Source organism: Burkholderia sp. NRF60-BP8 (genome assembly GCF_001522585.2).
GTDB lineage: Bacteria > Pseudomonadota > Gammaproteobacteria > Burkholderiales > Burkholderiaceae > Burkholderia.
Genome location: NZ_CP013373.1, coordinates 3,214,713 through 3,230,819, shown reverse-complemented (window position 1 = coordinate 3,230,819; position 16,107 = coordinate 3,214,713). Strand labels below are relative to the sequence as shown.

Sequence of the window (16,107 nt, the reverse complement as noted above, 5' to 3'; positions counted from 1 at the left end):
GATTCCGTATGCGGTTGGCACGCTTACACGTGCAGCAGCAGATGGCGGCGTTCCCACGAGCTGATCACGCGGAAGAACGCTTCGTATTCGGTTTCCTTCAGCGCGAAATACGCCTTCAGGAACTTGTGCCCGAGGATCTCGCCGAGCGGCTCGCACGCGGCCATCAGCGTCAGTCCTTCCTCGAGGTTGCGCGGCAACTGGTACGGCAGGCTGTAGCCGTCGCTGACGAGCGGCTCGGTCGGCTCCAGGCGCTGCGTCATGCCGAGATAGCCGGCCGCGAGCGTCGCCGCGAGCGCGAGGTACGGGTTGCAGTCGACGCCCGGGATGCGGTTTTCGATGCGGCGTGCGGCCGGGCCCGAATGCGGGATGCGGAACCCCACCGTGCGGTTGTCGTAACCCCACTGCACGTTGATCGGCGCGGCCATGAAGCGCGACAGGCGGCGATACGAGTTGATGTACGGCGCGAAGATCGGCATCAGCGCCGGCGTGTACTTCTGCAGCCCGGCGAGATAGTTGTAGAACATCGACGTCGCGCCGCCGGTTTCCGGCGACGTGAACAGGTTCTGGCCCGTTTCCTCGTCGACGATGCTCTGGTGCACGTGCATCGCCGAGCCCGGTTCGTCTTCCATCGGCTTGGCCATGAACGTCGCGTACATGTTGTGACGCAGCGCGGCCTCGCGCACCGTGCGCTTGAACAGGAACACCTGGTCGGCCAGCGACAGCGCGTCGCCGTGCATGAAGTTGATCTCCATCTGCGCGGCGCCGACTTCGTGGATCAGCGTATCGATGTCGAGGTTCTGCGATTCGCAGTACTCGTAGATGTCCTCGAACAGCGGATCGAATTCGTTGACGGCCTCGATCGAATACGACTGGCGGCCCGTTTCGGGGCGGCCCGTGCGGCCGACCGGCGGACGCAGCGGCAGGTCGGGGTCCTTGTTCATGTCGACCAGATAGAACTCGAGCTCGGGGGCGACGACCGGTTTCCAGCCCTTCGCCTTGTACAGGTCGAGCACGCGGCGCAGCACGTAGCGCGGCGAGATCTCGACCGGCGAGCCGTCGAAATGCACGCAATCGTGGATCACCTGCGCGGTCGGGTCGACGGCCCACGGGATCAGGCGGATGGTCGACGTGTCGGGCACGCACACCATGTCGGGGTCGGTCACGCCGGTCAGCGAGCCGTCTTCCGGATAGTCGCCGGTGACGGTCTGCACCATCACGGCCTGCGGCAGCCGCATCGATTCGCCGGACGTGAACTTGTTGCGCGGCGTGATCTTGCCGCGCGCGATGCCGGCCATGTCGGGAATGATCGCTTCGATCTCGGTGATCCGGTGCTGCTTCAGAAAGCCTTCGATGTCTTGCATGTCTGTTCTCGTTGTCTGGTTGGCGCGCTCAGGCGAGCGCGGCGGCGGCCATGGCGCGCGTGCGTTCGGCGCGGCGGGCGCGGCACGCATCGCCGAACGCGCGGAAGATCGCGCTCGACAGCGGGTCCTGCGCGTGTCGCCATTCCGGATGCCACTGCACGGCCAGCGCGAACGCCGGTGCGTCGACGACGCTCACGGCCTCGATCAGGCCATCCGGCGCGACGGCTTCGACGGCGAGGCCCGAGCCGAGCTGCGCGACGCCCTGCTTGTGGAGCGAGTTCACGTGCACTTCGTCGCGGCCGCCGGCGAGCGCATGCAGCTGGCCGCCGGGCGTCAGGCGCACGACGTGCGCGGGGCCGTATTGCGTATCCATCGGCGCGTCGTCGTCCTCGCGGTGATCGGCGAAGCCGGGCACTTCGTGCACGCGCTGGTGCAGCGTGCCGCCGCAAACGACGTTCAGCTCCTGGAAGCCGCGGCACACGGCGAGCACGGGCACGCCCGCGACGATGGCCGCGCGCAAGAGCGGCAGCGTCGTCGCGTCGCGGGCCGGGTCGTGCTTCGTGCCGGGCTCGCTCGGCTCGCCGCCGTACCGATGCGGCTCGACGTTCGAGTAACTGCCGGTAAACAGCAGCCCGTCCACGGCGTCGAGCACGTCGGCGGTCGACTGCCGTTCGCCGAGCGCCGGCAGCACCATCGCGAGCGCCTGCGCGCCGTCGACGATCGCGGCCACGTATTTGTCGCCGACCGTATGCGACGCGTGCGCGCCGATCTGGGTGAGGTCGGCGGTGATGCCGACGAGAGGTTTCCTTTCCATGACGTCAATCAGTAATCCGTAGGGACGTGACGCGCGTCGGCCCGAATGCGGCAAAACGCGGGCGCGACACGACCCCGCAGCCCGGCGCAGAGCGCAGGGCCGCTGGTGAATGGGCGCAACGGGATGGCGTGGCGATCCGCGCTGCGCGCGACGGTCAGGCCGTCGTTCGTTTCATCGCGATACGCGACGCCGCAACGAATGCGCGAACGCGTTCCGTCACCGCACGGACGATGCGGTTGGCGAATCGACGGATGAAACGAACGACGTGAAGAAAGGAGAGGCGCTACGGCAGCAGCGACGCCACTTCGTCGGTATCGACGGCAACGAATGCGCGTGCGGAAACGGCGTTGTGGCGCCGAACGGAACGACGGGACAGGATGGTGTAGATCGACAGGTGAAGCAGGCGAGGACTATGCCAGCCGCAACTGCCGTCGGAAGCGGGAACGGCGCTGCGCAAACTTCGCACATCGCCTCGATCCCACCTCACCAGAGGGCCACGGACTCTCACGATTACACTCGACTGGTTTGTTGAAAGTATTGAACACCTGATCGTTTCGACGCGCGGGGCGTTTAAAATAATCGAGGCGCCGGTCCTGCGTCATTTACGTTGACGGGCATCGATTGCTGCGTTGCGATAACGCTTTTCGAGGCCTGTGAAAGCCAGATGACGCTGACCTGAGAGCCAGCATATACGAGCCAATAACGGCGTCAAATGTTTTTTAATGGTCCTGCATCAGGGCTTTCCCGAGCAGTGCGAACAAAAGATTCGCTAAAGGAATGGTCGACGCGTCGTTCATTATTTCGAACGCCTTTCAGGGTTTTCCCCGCTGATGCGCGGCATAAAGTGATTAGAATATTCAACGGCTGTCCCATGCGTCGTTTCACTTTGTCATCGCACTTATCGTGTCCGAAACCGAATCGATGTCCACCGAAGTCGCCGAGCGCCTGCGTTTCGTGCGCAACAAGCATGGCCTGTCGCAGCGCGAACTCGCGAAACGCGCCGGCGTCACCAACGGCACGATCTCGCTGATCGAACAGGGCCGCGTGAGCCCGTCGGTCGGGTCGCTGAAGAAACTGCTCGAATGCATCCCGATGAGTCTCGCGGAGTTCTTTACGTTCGAGCTCGTCGAGTCGCGCGCGGTCGTGTCGCGTCGCGACGAGATGCCGAACCTCGGCAACGAGTCGCTCGCGTTTCAACTGGTCGGCGCGAACGTGAAGGATCGCAACATGTGCATCCTGCGCGAGATCTACCAGCCGCTGGCCGACACGGGGCCCGAGATGCTGGTGCATGCGGGGCACGAGGGCGGCGTCGTCGTGTCGGGCCGGCTCGAGTTGACCGTCGACGGCGCGACGTGGCTGCTCGACCCCGGAGACGGCTACTACTTCGAAAGCCGTTTGCCGCATCGTTTTCGCAATCCCAGCGCGGAACTGCTCTGCGAGGTTGTGTCGGCCAATTCGCCGGCGACCTTCTGACCGCGCGTCACCGCATTCGCCGCCGGCCGGCTGCGCGCCAGGCGCGCGGCGCGCCGCATCGCGAATGCCAAACCATTGAGGCATCCTGATGAACAAGTTGACTTTGGCTGACTGGCAACACAAGGCGGCGTCGCTCGAGATCGATGGGCGCGCATTCATCGATGGCGCGTCGCGCGACGCGCACGGCGGCAGGACGTTCGACTGCGTGAGCCCGATCGACAGCCGCGTGCTGGCGAAGGTCGCCGACTGCGGCGAAGCGGACGTGAACGCCGCCGTCGCGGCGGCCCGCCGCGCGTTCGACGCCGGGGTGTGGGCCGGCCTGAACCCGCGTGCGCGCAAGGCCGTGCTGCTGCGCTGGGCCACGCTGATGCGCGAGCATCTCGACGAACTGTCGCTGCTCGAAACGCTCGACGCGGGCAAGCCGATCGGCGACACGACGACGGTCGACGTGCCGGGCGCCGCCTACTGCGTCGAATGGTTCGCCGAGGCGATCGACAAGGTCGGCGGCGAGGTCGCGCCGGCCGATCATCATCTCGTCGGCCTCGTCACGCGCGAGCCGGTCGGCGTGGTGGCCGCCGTCGTGCCGTGGAACTTCCCGATCCTGATGGCCGCATGGAAATTCGGTCCCGCGCTCGCGGCCGGCAACAGCGTCGTGCTGAAGCCGTCCGAGAAATCGCCGCTGACCGCGATCCGCGTCGCGCAGCTCGCCTTCGAGGCCGGGATTCCGGCCGGCGTGTTCAACGTCGTGCCGGGCGCGGGCGAGCCGGGCAAGCTGCTCGCGCTGCATCGCGACGTCGACTGCATCGCGTTCACGGGCTCGACGGCGGTCGGCAAGCTGATCATGCAGTACGCGGCGCAGTCGAACCTGAAGCGCGCGTGGCTCGAGCTCGGCGGCAAGTCGCCGAACATCGTGTTGCCCGACTGCCCCGATCTCGACCGCGCAGCGCAAACGGCGGCCGGCGCGATCTTCTACAACATGGGCGAGATGTGCACGGCTGGCTCGCGGCTGCTCGTGCATCGCGACATCAAGGACGCGTTCATCGAGAAGCTCGTCGCGGCCGCGCGCGCGTACGTGCCGGGCAATCCGCTCGATCCGTCGGTATCGATGGGCGCGATCGTCGACGGCATCCAGCTCGAACGCGTGCTCGGTTATATCGAAGCGGGGCGCAGCGAAGGCCGGCTCGTCACCGGCGGTGCGCGCGTGAACGCGGAAACGGGCGGCTTCTACGTGGAGCCGACGGTGTTCGAGGTGAAGCCCGATGCGAAGATCGCGCGCGAGGAAATCTTCGGGCCGGTGTTGTCGGTGATCGTGTTCGACGACGTCGACGAGGCCGTGAGGATCGCGAACGATACCGAATACGGGCTGGCCGCGGCCGTGTGGACGTCGAACCTGACGACCGCGCACGACGTGTCGCGCCGGCTGCGTGCGGGCACCGTGTGGGTGAACTGCTATGACGAGGGCGGCGACATGAACTTCCCGTTCGGCGGCTACAAGCAGTCGGGCAACGGCCGCGACAAGTCGCTGCATGCGCTCGAGAAGTACACCGAACTGAAGTCGACGCTGATCCGGCTGCGTTGACAGGCCGCCGGGGGCGGGCGCGTCGCCGTCCGGTGCTGCGCCCGCAATTGCACCCGCGGCCTGCGGCGCGCGTTACGCGCTGCGCAGTGCGGGATGGAAGCCGGCGGCTTCGATGATCGACCGTACGCGCTCGGCGCCTTGCGCCGAGTCGACCTTGACGATCTTCGCCGCGACGTCGATGTCGAGCTTCGCGGCGGGGTCGGCGGCCGTCACCGCACGCGTGATCGCGTTGGCGCAGCCGCCGCAGGTCATGTCCTGGACTTCGAATTCCATCGTGTTTTCTCCGGTGAATGATTGACGCGTACGTTCAGCATGAAGCTTGCCACGGTGGGAAGGTCAAGCGTCGCATGCGGTGATGACATCGCATTGGCCATTTGTAATGCTGAGGTCTGACGAATCGTTATTTACGTGCGCCCGTCAGTCCGAATTTTTCCCGATTGACGACTGCACATTATCGGCGAAATCCGTCGGCGCCTTGCGCGACAACGCGCGTGCGGGATCGACGGCGCACGATTCCCATGAGCGCAGTGAGGGTACTCCGAGGTGAAAATGCGAATCGATCTTAGTATCGATTCCCTCCAATATTTCCGCTCATTACGCACATGACCCGTTTCGCTATCGGTTTCGCACTGGCCCTGCTGGGCGCCTCGGCCGCGTCCGCCTTCGCTGCCGACGACGTCGTCAACCTGACGTTGAAGGACCACAAGTTTTCGCCCGATGGCGTGACGATCCCCGCCGGCAAGAAGGTGAAGTTCGTCGTGAAGAACCTCGATGCGACGCCCGCGGAATTCGAAAGCGACGACTTCAAGGCGGAGAAGGTCGTGCCGGCCGGCAAGTCGGTCGAGATCCTGGTCGGGCCGCTGAAGGCCGGGACCTACGAGTTCCACGACGAGTATCACGAAGCGCAGTCGAAGACGCACCTGACCGTCAAGTAAGCCGATACCGACATGCTGTCTACTGCCCTGATCGTCTTTCGTGAAGTGCTCGAGGCCGCGCTGGTGGTCTCGATCGTGATGGCCGCCACGAAGGGCGTGCCGCGGCGCGGCTGGTGGGTGGGCGGCGGGCTGGTCGGCGGCGTGGTCGGCGCCGGCCTGATCGCGGCGTTCGCCGACGTGATCTCGCAATGGGCGTCCGGCATGGGCCAGGAAGTCTTCAACGCGGGCGTGATGTTCGTCGCGACGCTGATGCTCGCGTGGCACTGCATCTGGATGAGCCGGCACGGCCGCGAAATGGCGCTGCACATGGGCGAGGTCGGCCGGGCGGTCGCGGCCGGCAGCCGGCCGCTGACGGGGCTCGCGATCGTGGTCGGCGTCGCGGTGCTGCGCGAGGGGTCCGAGGCCGTGCTGTTCCTGTACGGGATCGCGGCGGGCGACCCGGGCCAGACGCCGCAGATGATCGCCGGCGGGCTGCTCGGCGTGCTCGGCGGCGCCGGGCTCGGCTACGCGATGTATGCGGGCCTGCTGCAGATTCCGTTGAAGCGCCTGTTCTCCGTCACCAACGGGCTGATCGTGCTGCTCGCCGCGGGCATGGCGAGCCAGTGCGTCGGCTTCCTGCTGGCCGCCGGCCTCGTGCCGTCGTGGGGCGATGCGGTCTGGGACACGTCGTGGCTGCTCAAGGAGTCGAGCATCGTCGGCAAGGCACTGCATACGCTGATCGGCTATACCGCGCGTCCGGCGGGCATCCAGATCGCCGCGTACGTCGCGACGCTCGCGGCGATCGTCGTGCTGGCACGGCTCGTCGGCCGGCCGCGGCAGACGGTGAGGCCGCCGCACGCCGCGGCTTGAATGTTGCCGAGCTTCCGGGTTCGAATGAAAGAAGGGGCGTCATGGACGCCCCTTCTTTCATTCGGGATGCATGCGCCGGTGTCGGTCAGCTGTGGTTGTCGATCCACGCGCGCGCCCATTCGAGCCCCGCATCGCGTGCTTCGTCCTCGGTGTCGAACACGCCGAGCACGCCCGACGCCTCGACGAGCCGGTTGTTCTGCGTGATCGTGCCGCTCGCCGCGAAGCGCTCGGGCTGCATGATCTCCTCCTGCTGCAGGATCGCATGCCCCCAGATCTGGTAGCCGCGGTAGGTCTGCGCTTCCATTATCGGGTCACCTTCGCGGAGCGGCCTTGCGTGCCGACCTGCAGCACGTTGCCGTCCGGCGTGTATTGACGCGGGATGTCGGAGAAGGTGAGCGCGCGCGTCGTGTCCGGCGCGGCGGGCTGCATCACCGTGAGACGCCCGGGCGCGGGTTGCGCAACGGGGCGCGGGGCGGCCGGGGTGTCGGGCGCGGCGGCGGCCGGGCGGTGCGAGCCGGCTTTCATGGCCTGCGCGACGCGACGCTTGTGCGGTTTCGCGGCGGCTTTCGGCGTGGCGCTCGCGTGCTTCTCCGCGCTCTTGCCGGTGCGCGCGTCGGCGCCCGGGCGGCCGGCCGGCGTGCGGGCATCAGGCGTCCGAGCCGCGGGCTGCCGCGCCTCGGGCGGGTTCCAGACCTCGACGTAGTGCTCGGCGGCCCAGCCCGTCGACGCGAACGTCAGCGCCAGCAATCCGCATCCAAACAGTCTTACCATTGTCTCTCCGTCATATTCGTTGCGGCGCGCCCTGCCGGGGCCGACCCTGTGCATTCGGGGAATGCCGGCTCAGGAGAACACCTCGAGCCCGTGTTTCTCGACGATCTGGAGCATGCGCGCGGCGATGCCGCTCGGCCGCTTGTCGCCCTGTTCCCATTGGCGGATCGTCGATGTCGTCGTGTTCAGGTAGAGCGCGAATACGCTCTGGCTGACGTTGACCGACTTGCGAATGCGGGCGATCGCTTCCGGATCGAATTGCGGCGCGGCTTCGATGCAGAGATCGTCGTATTCGCGCATCGTCTTCTTGTCAATCAATTGCGCACGATAAAGGCCCGACGCGGCGCTATGGATCGCCTCTGTCGCGTCGCTCTTGAATCGACTCTTAGCCATTGCAAATCTCCACCCATTCTTTCAGGGTAACCAACGTCGCGATGTCGCTGTCGGTGTGTCGGCCGACATCCGCGGCGAGCTTTCTGAAGGCGCGCAGTTCGCGTGCGTCGATGTTGTCGCGGTCGCATTTCGCGAACAGGAACACGAACACCCACGTGTGCCCGACCTTGCCCAGCACGATCCCGCGTTGCCGGTTGCCGTCGAGGCGCTTCTTCCAGACGTTGCCGCCGAGATCGACGCCCTGGCCACGGGCAAGCTCCCGCACCGCGCGGCAGAGCTCGTCATCGGCGATTCCCGCTTTTCCGGCTGCCTTGTGAAACCACTTCGTCTTGAAGACGCGTCGTACGGAAGCAGACATGTCGAGCCGGTCGAGTTAGCACAGGATTATATACCACTACGTGGTACATATTTCGACCTGGCCAAACGGCCTGCCTTGCGCCCGCACGCGATCGGGACGGCCCCGGCAAGGGGCCGTCCCGTCGCTCGGTATTACTCCACCGTCACCGATTTCGCGAGGTTGCGCGGCTTGTCGACGTCGGTGCCGCGCGCACACGCGGTGTGATACGCGAGCAGTTGCAGCGGCACGACGTGCAGGATCGGCGACAGTTGCCCGTAGTGCTCCGGCATCCGGATCACGTGCAGGCCGTCGTCGTTGACGATCTGCGTGTCGGCATCGGCGAACACGTACAGCTCGCCGCCGCGCGCGCGCACTTCCTGCATGTTCGACTTCAGCTTCTCGAGCAGCGTGTCGTTCGGCGCGACCGTGACGACCGGCATCGCTTCGGTGACGAGCGCGAGCGGCCCGTGCTTCAGTTCGCCGGCCGGATAAGCCTCGGCGTGGATGTACGAGATTTCCTTCAGCTTGAGCGCCCCTTCGAGCGCGATCGGGTAGTGCAGCCCGCGGCCGAGGAACAGCGCGTTTTCCTTGCGCGCGAATTCTTCCGACCACGCGATGATCTGCGGCTCGAGCGCGAGCACGCTGTTCAGCGCGGCCGGCAGGTGGCGCAGCTCCTTCAGGAATTGCGCTTCCTGCGCGGCGTCGACGTGCCCGCGCAGCTTGCCGAGCGTCGCGGCCAGCACGAACAGCGCGACGAGCTGCGTCGTGAACGCCTTCGTCGACGCGACGCCGATCTCGGTGCCCGCGTGCGTCAGGAACTGCATGTCGGTCAGGCGCACCATCGCGCTCGTCGCGACGTTGCACACGGCGAGCGTATGCGTGTGGCCGAGCGACTGCGCATGCTTGAGCGCCGCGAGCGTGTCGGCCGTCTCGCCGGACTGCGAGATCACCAGCACGAGCTGGCGCGGGTTCGGCACCGACTCGCGGTAGCGGTATTCGCTCGCGATCTCGACCTGGGTCGGGATCTTCGCGATCGATTCGAGCCAGTACTTCGCGGTGAGGCCCGAGTAGTAGCTCGTGCCGCACGCGAGGATCAGCAGGCTGTCGATCTGCGCGAACGCGGCGGGTGCGGCGTCGCCGAACAGCGTCGCGTCGAAGGCGTCCGTCTGCGGCACGGTGTCGCCGATCGCGCGCGGCTGCTCGAAGATTTCCTTCTGCATGAAGTGGCGATAAGGCCCGAGCTCGACCGCGCCGCCGTAGGCGCTGACGACGCGGATCTCGCGCTGCACGGTGGCGCCGTGGCGATCGACGATCGTCACGCCGTCGAGCGACAGCTCGCACACGTCGCCTTCCTCGAGGAACGTGAAGCGGTCGGTGCTGCCCGCGAGCGCGAGCGCATCGGACGCGAGGAAGTTCTCGCCGTCGCCGTGGCCGACGACGAGCGGCGAACCCTGGCGCGCGCCGACGACGGTGTGCGGCTGGTCCTTGTGGATCACGGCGATCGCATACGCGCCGTGCAACTGGTGCACGGCTTCGCGCACCGCGTCGAACAGGTTGCCGCGGTACAGGCTGTGCACGAGGTGCGCGATCACTTCGGTGTCGGTCTGCGACACGAATTCGTAGCCCTTCGCGCGCAGCGCGTCGCGTAGCGGCTCGAAGTTCTCGATGATGCCGTTGTGCACGAGCGCGAGCGCGTTCGACGAGAAGATCGGGTGCGCGTTGTGCGTGACGGGCGCGCCGTGCGTGGCCCAGCGCGTGTGCGCGACGCCGGTCGTGCCTTCGAGGTGCGATTCGCGCACCTGCGCGTCGAGATCGGCGACGCGCGCGACGCTGCGTGCGCGCTTCGGGGCGCCCGGCGTAGGGGCGCCCGGCGTAGGGGCGCCCGGCTCGAGCACGGCGACGCCGCACGAGTCGTAGCCGCGGTATTCGAGGCGCCGCAATCCCTCGATCAGCACCGGAACGATATTACGTTGCGCAACTGCGCCGACAATGCCGCACATGTATGGTCAATCCTGTCAGTCGACGCGGGCGCCGCGCGGGCGCCCGCAAAAGGTTCAGCTCTTCTTCTTGACCGGGCGGACGTAGCCGCTCTTCGCGGTCTGCGTCTTCTCGTTCAATGCGAGGACGCCTTCGGCGACGTCCTTCCAGATCGTCGTGCCGGCGGCGATCGTCACGCCGCGGCCGACGCGCACGGGCGCGACGAGCTGCGTGTCGGAGCCGACGAACACGTCGTCCTCGATCACGGTGCGGAACTTGTTCGCGCCGTCGTAGTTGCAGGTGATCGTGCCCGCGCCGATGTTCACGCGCGCGCCGATGTCGGCGTCGCCGATGTACGTGAGGTGATTCGCCTTCGAGCCGTGGCCGATCACCGCGTTCTTCACCTCGACGAAGTTGCCGACGTGCGCTTCGTCCGCGAGCTGCGCGCCAGGGCGCAGCCGCGCGTACGGGCCGATCACGGTGTGCGCGCCGAGCTCGGCGCCGTCGATGTGCGTGAACGCGTCGATGCGCGTGCCCGCGCCGATCGACGCGTTGCGGATCACGCAGTTCGCGCCGACGGTGACGTTGTCGGCGAGCGTCACGTTGCCTTCGAACACGCAGTTCACGTCGATCGACACGTCGCGGCCGCAGCGCAGCGTGCCGCGCACGTCGACGCGCGCCGGATCGGCGAGCGTGACGCCGTCGGCGAGCAGCGCATCGGCGACGTTACGCTGGTGAATGCGCTCGAGCTCCGCGAGCTGCGCCTTGCTGTTCACGCCGAGCGTTTCCCATTCGTCGTCGGGCTGCGACGTGACGACCTCGAAACCGGCCTCGATCGCGAGTTCGACGACGTCGGTCAGGTAGTACTCGCCCTGCGCGTTTTCGTTCTTCAGCGCGCCGAGCCACATCGACAGCTGGGCCGTCGGCGTGACGATGATGCCGGTGTTGATCTCGGCGATCTTCAGCTCGTCCGGCGACGCATCCTTCTGCTCGACGATGCGCGTGACGAAACCGGACGCGTCGCGCACGATGCGGCCGTAGCCGGTCGGATCGTCGAGCGTGACGGTCAGGATCCCGTAGCGGCCCTCGCGCGCGGCATCGACGAGGCGCCGCAGCGTCGACGCGCGCGTGAGCGGCACGTCGCCGTACAGCACGAGGGTCGGCTGGGCGGGATCGAGCAGCGGCAGCGCCTGACGGACCGCATGGCCGGTGCCGAGCTGCTCGGCCTGCACCGCGAACTGGACGTCGGGTGCGGCGACGGCGGCCTGGACCTGCTCGGCGCCGTGGCCGACGACGACGACGAGCCGGGACGGCTGCAGCGTGCGCGCGGTGTCGATGACGTGGGAGAGGAGCGGCCTGCCGGCCAGGGGGTGAAGCACTTTCGGCAGCGCGGAACGCATGCGCTTGCCGGTGCCTGCCGCCAAAATCACGATATTCATGGCGCGCGCTTGGTCAGGGAGTTCGAAGCCGTCCATTTTAGCATGCGGCCCCCGCCGTTCCGGGCCTGCCGCGGCGGGCGCGCCACGCCGGAAAGGGCGCTCGGCGCCCGCTTCCGGCGGGTGTTCGGGCCCTGCTTACAGGTCGTCGAACTGGATGATCGAGATCGGTTGCGCGGCGCCCGGCGCCGCCGAGTCGTCGCCCGACGCGCACGGCTCCTCGTCGAACGCGATGTCGCCTTGCGGGTCGGCTTCGCCCGTCGCGCGCAGCGACTGGAACGGGTACAGCGTCGTGTCCATCAGATGCGACGGCACGACCTTCGCGAGCGCGTTGAACATGTTGTCGACGCGGCCCGGGAAGCGCTTGTCCCATTCGCGGATCAGCGCCTTCATTTCCGCGCGCTTCAGATTCGGCTGGCTGCCGCACAGATTGCACGGGATGATCGGGAATTCGCGCAGCTCCGCGTATTTCTCGAGGTCGGTTTCCTTCACGTACGCGAGCGGGCGGATCACGATGTTCCTGCCGTCGTCCGACTGCAGCTTCGGCGGCATCCCCTTCAGCTTGCCGCCGTAGAACATGTTGAGCAGCAGCGTCTGCACGATGTCGTCGCGGTGATGGCCGAGCGCGATCTTGGTCGCGCCGAGCTCGCCGGCCACCCGGTACAGGATGCCGCGACGCAGCCGCGAGCACAGCGAGCAGGTCGTCTTGCCTTCCGGCACGAGCCGCTTGACGATGCTGTAGGTGTCCTGGTTCTCGATGTGGAACGGCACGCCGACCTGTTTCAGGTATTCGGGCAGCACGTGCTCGGGGAAGCCCGGCTGCTTCTGGTCGAGGTTCACCGCGACGATGTCGAACTCGATCGGCGCGCGCTCGCGCAGGCGCAGCAGCACGTCGAGCATCGCGTAACTGTCCTTGCCGCCCGACAGGCACACCATCACCTTGTCGCCGTGCTCGATCATGTTGTAGTCGCCGATCGCCTGGCCGACCTGGCGCACGATCCGCTTGAACAGCTTGTTGTTCTCGTACGCTTCCTTCTGCTCGCGGCGCGTCAGCGCCTGGCGGCCGGCCGGGGCGGCGGTTTCGTCCAGCGTGGCGGCGTCGGCCGCCGTGTCGTTCATGTGGGGGGCGTTCATGCGCGCTCCTCGTCCTTGATGCGAAAGACTTCGACGCCGACGGCGTCGCAGTCCGGATAGGCGTCCGGTTTCTCGGTACGGACGCGTACCGCGCGCACGGCGTCGTGCGCCAGCAGGTGCGCGGCGATCGAATCGCACAGCGTTTCCTGCAGGTGGATGTGGCCGCGCGCGAGGCACTGCGCGACGCTCTGCTTCATCAGATCGTAGTCGACGACTTCGTGCAGCCGGTCGTCGACGGGCGTCGACTGCGCGAGCGGCACGAACAGGTCGACGTTGATGACGACGCGCTGCTCGCCGCGCTTCTCGTGTTCGAAGGCCCCGATGTTGATGTGCACCTCGTAGTCGCGCAGGTAGAGCCTGCGGCAATCCGCGAGGCGGGGGTGCAGGAGAGCGGAAAACATGGTCGTCCCAGTCAAATTGGCGTGCGCGCACGCAAAGCGGCGCGGGCGGCGGCGGTCACGCCGCGCCCGCGCGGTTCATTCATTCGGGCCGGCGGCGGGCGGCACCAGGTGCTCGCCGCCGTCGACGGTCAGCGTCGCGCCCGTCACGCCGGGCGCGCTCGCGAGATAGCAGGCGGCCGCCGCGATGTCGTCCGCGTGCGGCGCGTGGCCGCGCACGAGCGCCGCGACCCGCACCTTCGGCGCGAGCGCGAGCGCGAGCGCCGACGTCGCGCGGTTCAACGCGGCCTGCATCAGCGCGTGCGACAGCTGCGCCGGTGCCGGGTGAAACAGGGCCTGATCCAGTACGTGGATCGCGCACGCGCGCAGCGCTTCGTGCTCGCGCGCGGCGTCGGGCGTCGCATCGGCGAGCGCGCGGGCCAGCGCGAGCGGCGCCGTCACGTTGCGCGCGAGCGCGGCGGCGAGCGACGCGGCGTCGACCGTGTGCGCGTCGTCGGCGCCTGCGCTGGCGCTGACGAACACCGCGCACGCGGGCCGGCCGAGCGCGTCGCCGCATGCGGCGACGAGGGCCGCGGCATCGGCTTCCAGGGCCGGATCGGCGTCGAGCACGGCCGCGCGGCGGCCGAGCGCCGCGACTTCGGCGACGAGCGCGTCGGCGGCCGCGCGCGGCGCGCCGTGGCTGCGCTGCAGCGCGACGTCCCAGCCGCGGCGTGCGAAACCCGTCGCGAGCGCGCGGCCGATCGACGCGGCGTCGGCCGTGCTGCCGAGGGCGCCCGTGACGAGCACCACGCGTGGGGTCGACGTATCGGCTGAAACGGTCATTTACAATGCCGGGATGAACCCGAAAGCTCACGAACCCGCTAGTTTACCTGCTCCCGGCCCCGACGCGCTCGCGCAGTCCGAAACCCTTGCCGCGCAACTGCGCGACGAAATCGCGGCGGCCGGCGGCTGGCTGCCGTTCGACCGCTTCATGGAGCGTGCGCTGTATGCGCCGGGGCTCGGCTATTACAGCGGCGGCGCGCGCAAGTTCGGGCGCCGCGCCGACGACGGCAGCGACTTCGTCACCGCCCCCGAGCTGTCGCCGCTGTTCGCGCAGACGCTCGCGCAACCGGTGGCCGAGGCGCTCGCGGCGAGCGGCACGCGCCGCGTGATGGAATTCGGCGCCGGCACCGGCAAGCTCGCGGCCGGGCTGCTGGCGGCGCTCGACTCGCTCGACGCGCCGGGCGTCGAACTCGACGAATACCTGATCGTCGACCTGTCCGGCGAGTTGCGCGAACGGCAGCGCGAGACGATCGAAGCCGCGGTGCCGGCGCTGGCCGCGAAGGTGCGCTGGCTCGACGCGCTGCCCGAGCGGTTCGACGGCGTCGTGGTCGGCAACGAAGTGCTCGACGCGATGCCGGTGCGGCTGTTCGCGAAGGCGGACGGCGCATGGCGCGAGCGCGGCGTCGCGCTCGACGCGCGGCAGGCGTTCGTGTTCGACGACCGGCCGGTCGGCGCAGCCGGCCTGCCGCCGGTGCTCGCGACGCTCGACGTCGACGACGGCTACGTGACCGAGACGCACGAAGCCGCGCTCGCGTTCACGCGCACCGTCTGCACGATGCTCGCGCGCGGCGCGGTGCTGCTGGTCGACTACGGCTTTCCCGCGCACGAGTACTACCACCCGCAGCGCGACCGCGGCACGCTGATGTGCCACTACCGTCATCACGCGCACGACGACCCGTTCGCGTACCCGGGCCTGCAGGACATCACCGCGCACGTCGAATTCACCGGCATCTACGACGCGGGCGTCGCGACCGGCGCCGACCTGCTCGGCTACACGTCGCAGGCGCGCTTCCTGTTGAACGCGGGCATCACCGACGCGCTGGCCGCGATCGACCCGTCCGACATCCGCGCGTTCCTGCCGGCCGCGAACGCGGTGCAGAAATTGATCTCGGAGGCCGAGATGGGCGAGCTGTTCAAGGTGATCGCGTTTTCGCGCGGGATCGACGGCACGCTCGACGCGTTCGCGCGCGGCGACCGCTCGCACGCGCTCTGACCGGAGGGGCGGATGCTGCGCTGGCTGATGGCGTCGTTCGTGGCGGTGATGATCCTGACGCGCTGCTGGCCGTGGCTCGGCAAGCTCGGCGTCGGGCGGATGCCGGGCGACGTCACGCTGACGCTCGGCGGGCGGCGCTATCCGTTCCCGTTCATGTCGACGCTGGTGCTGACGATGCTGGTATCGATGGTGGCGCGGCTGCTCTGAGCCGAAGGCGGCGGCGCGTCGCGGCCGGGCCGCGGCGCGCGCACGAGGGACGATCGATGACGGCGCGCGCGTGACGGCGCGCAGTGCAGTTCGCGCGTTACGGTTCACGCATTACAGTTCGCGCATCACAGTTCAATTTCGCCGAGGATCCGGTGCGCGAGCGCCTTCGCTTCCTCGAACGCTTCTTCCTCGCTCGAACTCGTCGTGTGGACGTCGTAGCGCATGTTCTCCGTCTCGTCGCCGTCGTCCCGCGCGAGGATCACGTAGCCCTGGAACTGGCCGTTGTCGGCGCGGTGCGTGTGCGCCTTGGCCGTGTAGATGCCTTTGGTGAACGTGTTCGTGTCCATCGTGCCTCTCCCGCAATAGGACACTTCATCGTAGCACTGCGGCGCAGCATGTACAGCGCCGCTT

20 protein-coding genes are annotated in these 16,107 nt (G+C 67.8%); 6 read left to right on the top strand and 14 right to left on the bottom strand.

All coding sequences use genetic code 11. From position 1 onward, the window contains the following. Positions 1-23 precede the first annotated feature (23 nt). The 3 genes from WS54_RS28655 to WS54_RS34305 form a co-directional block, all read right to left on the bottom strand. Positions 24-1,361, bottom strand: coding sequence for a glutamine synthetase family protein (locus WS54_RS28655; protein WP_034208577.1), 1,338 nt, complete (start codon positions 1,359-1,361; stop codon positions 24-26). 28 nt (positions 1,362-1,389) lie between these two features. Then, entirely contained in the window at positions 1,390-2,175 is a 786-nt protein-coding gene (locus WS54_RS28650) for a gamma-glutamyl-gamma-aminobutyrate hydrolase family protein (protein WP_059782445.1), read from the bottom strand. 283 nt (positions 2,176-2,458) lie between these two features. Beyond that, the gene (locus tag WS54_RS34305; RefSeq protein ID WP_006488040.1) at positions 2,459-2,641 is read right to left on the bottom strand and encodes a hypothetical protein; all 183 of its coding nucleotides are present in this window, start codon (positions 2,639-2,641) and stop codon (positions 2,459-2,461) included. A gap of 455 nt (positions 2,642-3,096) precedes the next feature. Here WS54_RS34305 and WS54_RS28640 point away from each other — a divergent pair, with 455 nt between their 5' ends. Both WS54_RS28640 and WS54_RS28635 read left to right on the top strand, forming a co-directional pair. After that, positions 3,097-3,648 (top strand): cupin domain-containing protein, encoded by a 552-nt coding sequence (locus WS54_RS28640; RefSeq protein ID WP_034208777.1) that lies wholly within the window; start codon positions 3,097-3,099, stop codon positions 3,646-3,648. Positions 3,649-3,736: 88 nt separating this feature from the next. Beyond that, positions 3,737-5,227, top strand: coding sequence for an aldehyde dehydrogenase (locus WS54_RS28635; RefSeq protein ID WP_059782443.1), 1,491 nt, complete (start codon positions 3,737-3,739; stop codon positions 5,225-5,227). A 72-nt stretch (positions 5,228-5,299) separates the two neighbouring features. Here WS54_RS28635 and WS54_RS28630 read toward each other — a convergent pair whose 3' ends face one another. Beyond that, positions 5,300-5,500, bottom strand: a complete 201-nt coding sequence (locus WS54_RS28630) for a heavy-metal-associated domain-containing protein (RefSeq protein ID WP_034208574.1) — start codon at positions 5,498-5,500, stop codon at positions 5,300-5,302. A 329-nt stretch (positions 5,501-5,829) separates the two neighbouring features. Between WS54_RS28630 and WS54_RS28620 the strand changes: the two genes are divergently transcribed. Together WS54_RS28620 and WS54_RS28615 are read left to right on the top strand one after the other, a co-directional pair. Further along, a complete protein-coding gene (locus WS54_RS28620; RefSeq protein WP_027785634.1) occupies positions 5,830-6,162 on the top strand; it encodes a cupredoxin domain-containing protein in 333 nt (110 codons plus the stop codon). A 12-nt stretch (positions 6,163-6,174) separates the two neighbouring features. Beyond that, the gene (locus tag WS54_RS28615) at positions 6,175-7,011 is read left to right on the top strand and encodes an FTR1 family iron permease (protein WP_059782441.1); all 837 of its coding nucleotides are present in this window, start codon (positions 6,175-6,177) and stop codon (positions 7,009-7,011) included. Positions 7,012-7,096: 85 nt separating this feature from the next. Here the strand turns inward: WS54_RS28615 and WS54_RS28610 are convergent, their stop codons facing one another. From WS54_RS28610 to WS54_RS28570, 9 genes are all read right to left on the bottom strand, one after another. Next, positions 7,097-7,315, bottom strand: a complete 219-nt coding sequence (locus WS54_RS28610; protein WP_034208572.1) for a hypothetical protein — start codon at positions 7,313-7,315, stop codon at positions 7,097-7,099. Beyond that, a complete protein-coding gene (locus tag WS54_RS28605) occupies positions 7,315-7,782 on the bottom strand; it encodes a hypothetical protein (protein ID WP_034208571.1) in 468 nt (155 codons plus the stop codon). The genes WS54_RS28610 and WS54_RS28605 overlap by 1 nt, the downstream gene beginning before the upstream one ends. 69 nt (positions 7,783-7,851) lie before the next feature. After that, entirely contained in the window at positions 7,852-8,172 is a 321-nt protein-coding gene (locus WS54_RS28600) for a helix-turn-helix domain-containing protein (protein WP_006477596.1), read from the bottom strand. After that, positions 8,165-8,530 carry a type II toxin-antitoxin system RelE/ParE family toxin gene (locus WS54_RS28595; protein ID WP_059782440.1) on the bottom strand — a complete coding sequence of 122 codons (366 nt, stop codon included), beginning with the start codon at positions 8,528-8,530 and terminating at the stop codon, positions 8,165-8,167. Before WS54_RS28595 ends, WS54_RS28600 begins: the two co-directional genes overlap by 8 nt. A 131-nt stretch (positions 8,531-8,661) precedes the next feature. Continuing rightward, positions 8,662-10,509, bottom strand: coding sequence for a glutamine--fructose-6-phosphate transaminase (isomerizing) (gene glmS, locus WS54_RS28590; protein ID WP_059782437.1), 1,848 nt, complete (start codon positions 10,507-10,509; stop codon positions 8,662-8,664). 54 nt (positions 10,510-10,563) lie between these two features. After that, positions 10,564-11,925 (bottom strand): bifunctional UDP-N-acetylglucosamine diphosphorylase/glucosamine-1-phosphate N-acetyltransferase GlmU, encoded by a 1,362-nt coding sequence (glmU, locus tag WS54_RS28585; RefSeq protein WP_059782436.1) that lies wholly within the window; start codon positions 11,923-11,925, stop codon positions 10,564-10,566. A gap of 135 nt (positions 11,926-12,060) precedes the next feature. Beyond that, positions 12,061-13,056, bottom strand: coding sequence for a tRNA 2-thiocytidine(32) synthetase TtcA (ttcA, locus tag WS54_RS28580; protein WP_059782434.1), 996 nt, complete (start codon positions 13,054-13,056; stop codon positions 12,061-12,063). After that, complete coding sequence (locus tag WS54_RS28575; protein WP_027785625.1) at positions 13,053-13,457, bottom strand: dihydroneopterin aldolase; 405 nt, start codon at positions 13,455-13,457, stop codon at positions 13,053-13,055. The genes ttcA and WS54_RS28575 overlap by 4 nt, the downstream gene beginning before the upstream one ends. A gap of 75 nt (positions 13,458-13,532) precedes the next feature. Further along, positions 13,533-14,276, bottom strand: a complete 744-nt coding sequence (locus WS54_RS28570) for an SDR family oxidoreductase (protein WP_059782432.1) — start codon at positions 14,274-14,276, stop codon at positions 13,533-13,535. A 13-nt stretch (positions 14,277-14,289) separates the two neighbouring features. Here WS54_RS28570 and WS54_RS28565 point away from each other — a divergent pair, with 13 nt between their 5' ends. Together WS54_RS28565 and WS54_RS28560 are read left to right on the top strand one after the other, a co-directional pair. Further along, entirely contained in the window at positions 14,290-15,489 is a 1,200-nt protein-coding gene (locus WS54_RS28565; protein WP_059782429.1) for a class I SAM-dependent methyltransferase, read from the top strand. A 12-nt stretch (positions 15,490-15,501) separates the two neighbouring features. Continuing rightward, positions 15,502-15,696, top strand: a complete 195-nt coding sequence (locus WS54_RS28560; protein WP_059782428.1) for a DUF2905 domain-containing protein — start codon at positions 15,502-15,504, stop codon at positions 15,694-15,696. A gap of 125 nt (positions 15,697-15,821) precedes the next feature. On the opposite strand, the gene WS54_RS28555 is transcribed toward WS54_RS28560, so the two are convergent. Beyond that, on the bottom strand, positions 15,822-16,043 hold the full coding sequence (locus WS54_RS28555; RefSeq protein WP_034208564.1) for a hypothetical protein: 222 nt from the start codon (positions 16,041-16,043) through the stop codon (positions 15,822-15,824). Between the last annotated feature and the right edge of the window lie 64 nt (positions 16,044-16,107).

Bases quoted from the DNA above. Each gene is read 5' to 3' on its own strand.
- WS54_RS28655 (WP_034208577.1), bottom strand. From the start codon at position 1,361: ATGCAAGACATCGAAGGCTTTCTGAAGCAGCACCGGATCACCGAGATC.
- WS54_RS28605 (WP_034208571.1), bottom strand. From the start codon at position 7,782: ATGGTAAGACTGTTTGGATGCGGATTGCTGGCGCTGACGTTCGCGTCG.
- WS54_RS28615 (WP_059782441.1), top strand. From the start codon at position 6,175: ATGCTGTCTACTGCCCTGATCGTCTTTCGTGAAGTGCTCGAGGCCGCG.
- WS54_RS28630 (WP_034208574.1), bottom strand. From the start codon at position 5,500: ATGGAATTCGAAGTCCAGGACATGACCTGCGGCGGCTGCGCCAACGCG.
- WS54_RS28555 (WP_034208564.1), bottom strand. From the start codon at position 16,043: ATGGACACGAACACGTTCACCAAAGGCATCTACACGGCCAAGGCGCAC.
- WS54_RS28570 (WP_059782432.1), bottom strand. From the start codon at position 14,276: ATGACCGTTTCAGCCGATACGTCGACCCCACGCGTGGTGCTCGTCACG.
- WS54_RS28560 (WP_059782428.1), top strand. From the start codon at position 15,502: ATGCTGCGCTGGCTGATGGCGTCGTTCGTGGCGGTGATGATCCTGACG.
- WS54_RS28565 (WP_059782429.1), top strand. From the start codon at position 14,290: ATGAACCCGAAAGCTCACGAACCCGCTAGTTTACCTGCTCCCGGCCCC.
- glmS (WP_059782437.1), bottom strand. From the start codon at position 10,509: ATGTGCGGCATTGTCGGCGCAGTTGCGCAACGTAATATCGTTCCGGTG.
- WS54_RS28575 (WP_027785625.1), bottom strand. From the start codon at position 13,457: ATGTTTTCCGCTCTCCTGCACCCCCGCCTCGCGGATTGCCGCAGGCTC.
- WS54_RS28595 (WP_059782440.1), bottom strand. From the start codon at position 8,530: ATGTCTGCTTCCGTACGACGCGTCTTCAAGACGAAGTGGTTTCACAAG.
- WS54_RS28600 (WP_006477596.1), bottom strand. From the start codon at position 8,172: ATGGCTAAGAGTCGATTCAAGAGCGACGCGACAGAGGCGATCCATAGC.
- glmU (WP_059782436.1), bottom strand. From the start codon at position 11,925: ATGAATATCGTGATTTTGGCGGCAGGCACCGGCAAGCGCATGCGTTCC.
- ttcA (WP_059782434.1), bottom strand. From the start codon at position 13,056: ATGAACGCCCCCCACATGAACGACACGGCGGCCGACGCCGCCACGCTG.
- WS54_RS28640 (WP_034208777.1), top strand. From the start codon at position 3,097: ATGTCCACCGAAGTCGCCGAGCGCCTGCGTTTCGTGCGCAACAAGCAT.
- WS54_RS28610 (WP_034208572.1), bottom strand. From the start codon at position 7,315: ATGGAAGCGCAGACCTACCGCGGCTACCAGATCTGGGGGCATGCGATC.
- WS54_RS28635 (WP_059782443.1), top strand. From the start codon at position 3,737: ATGAACAAGTTGACTTTGGCTGACTGGCAACACAAGGCGGCGTCGCTC.
- WS54_RS28650 (WP_059782445.1), bottom strand. From the start codon at position 2,175: ATGGAAAGGAAACCTCTCGTCGGCATCACCGCCGACCTCACCCAGATC.
- WS54_RS28620 (WP_027785634.1), top strand. From the start codon at position 5,830: ATGACCCGTTTCGCTATCGGTTTCGCACTGGCCCTGCTGGGCGCCTCG.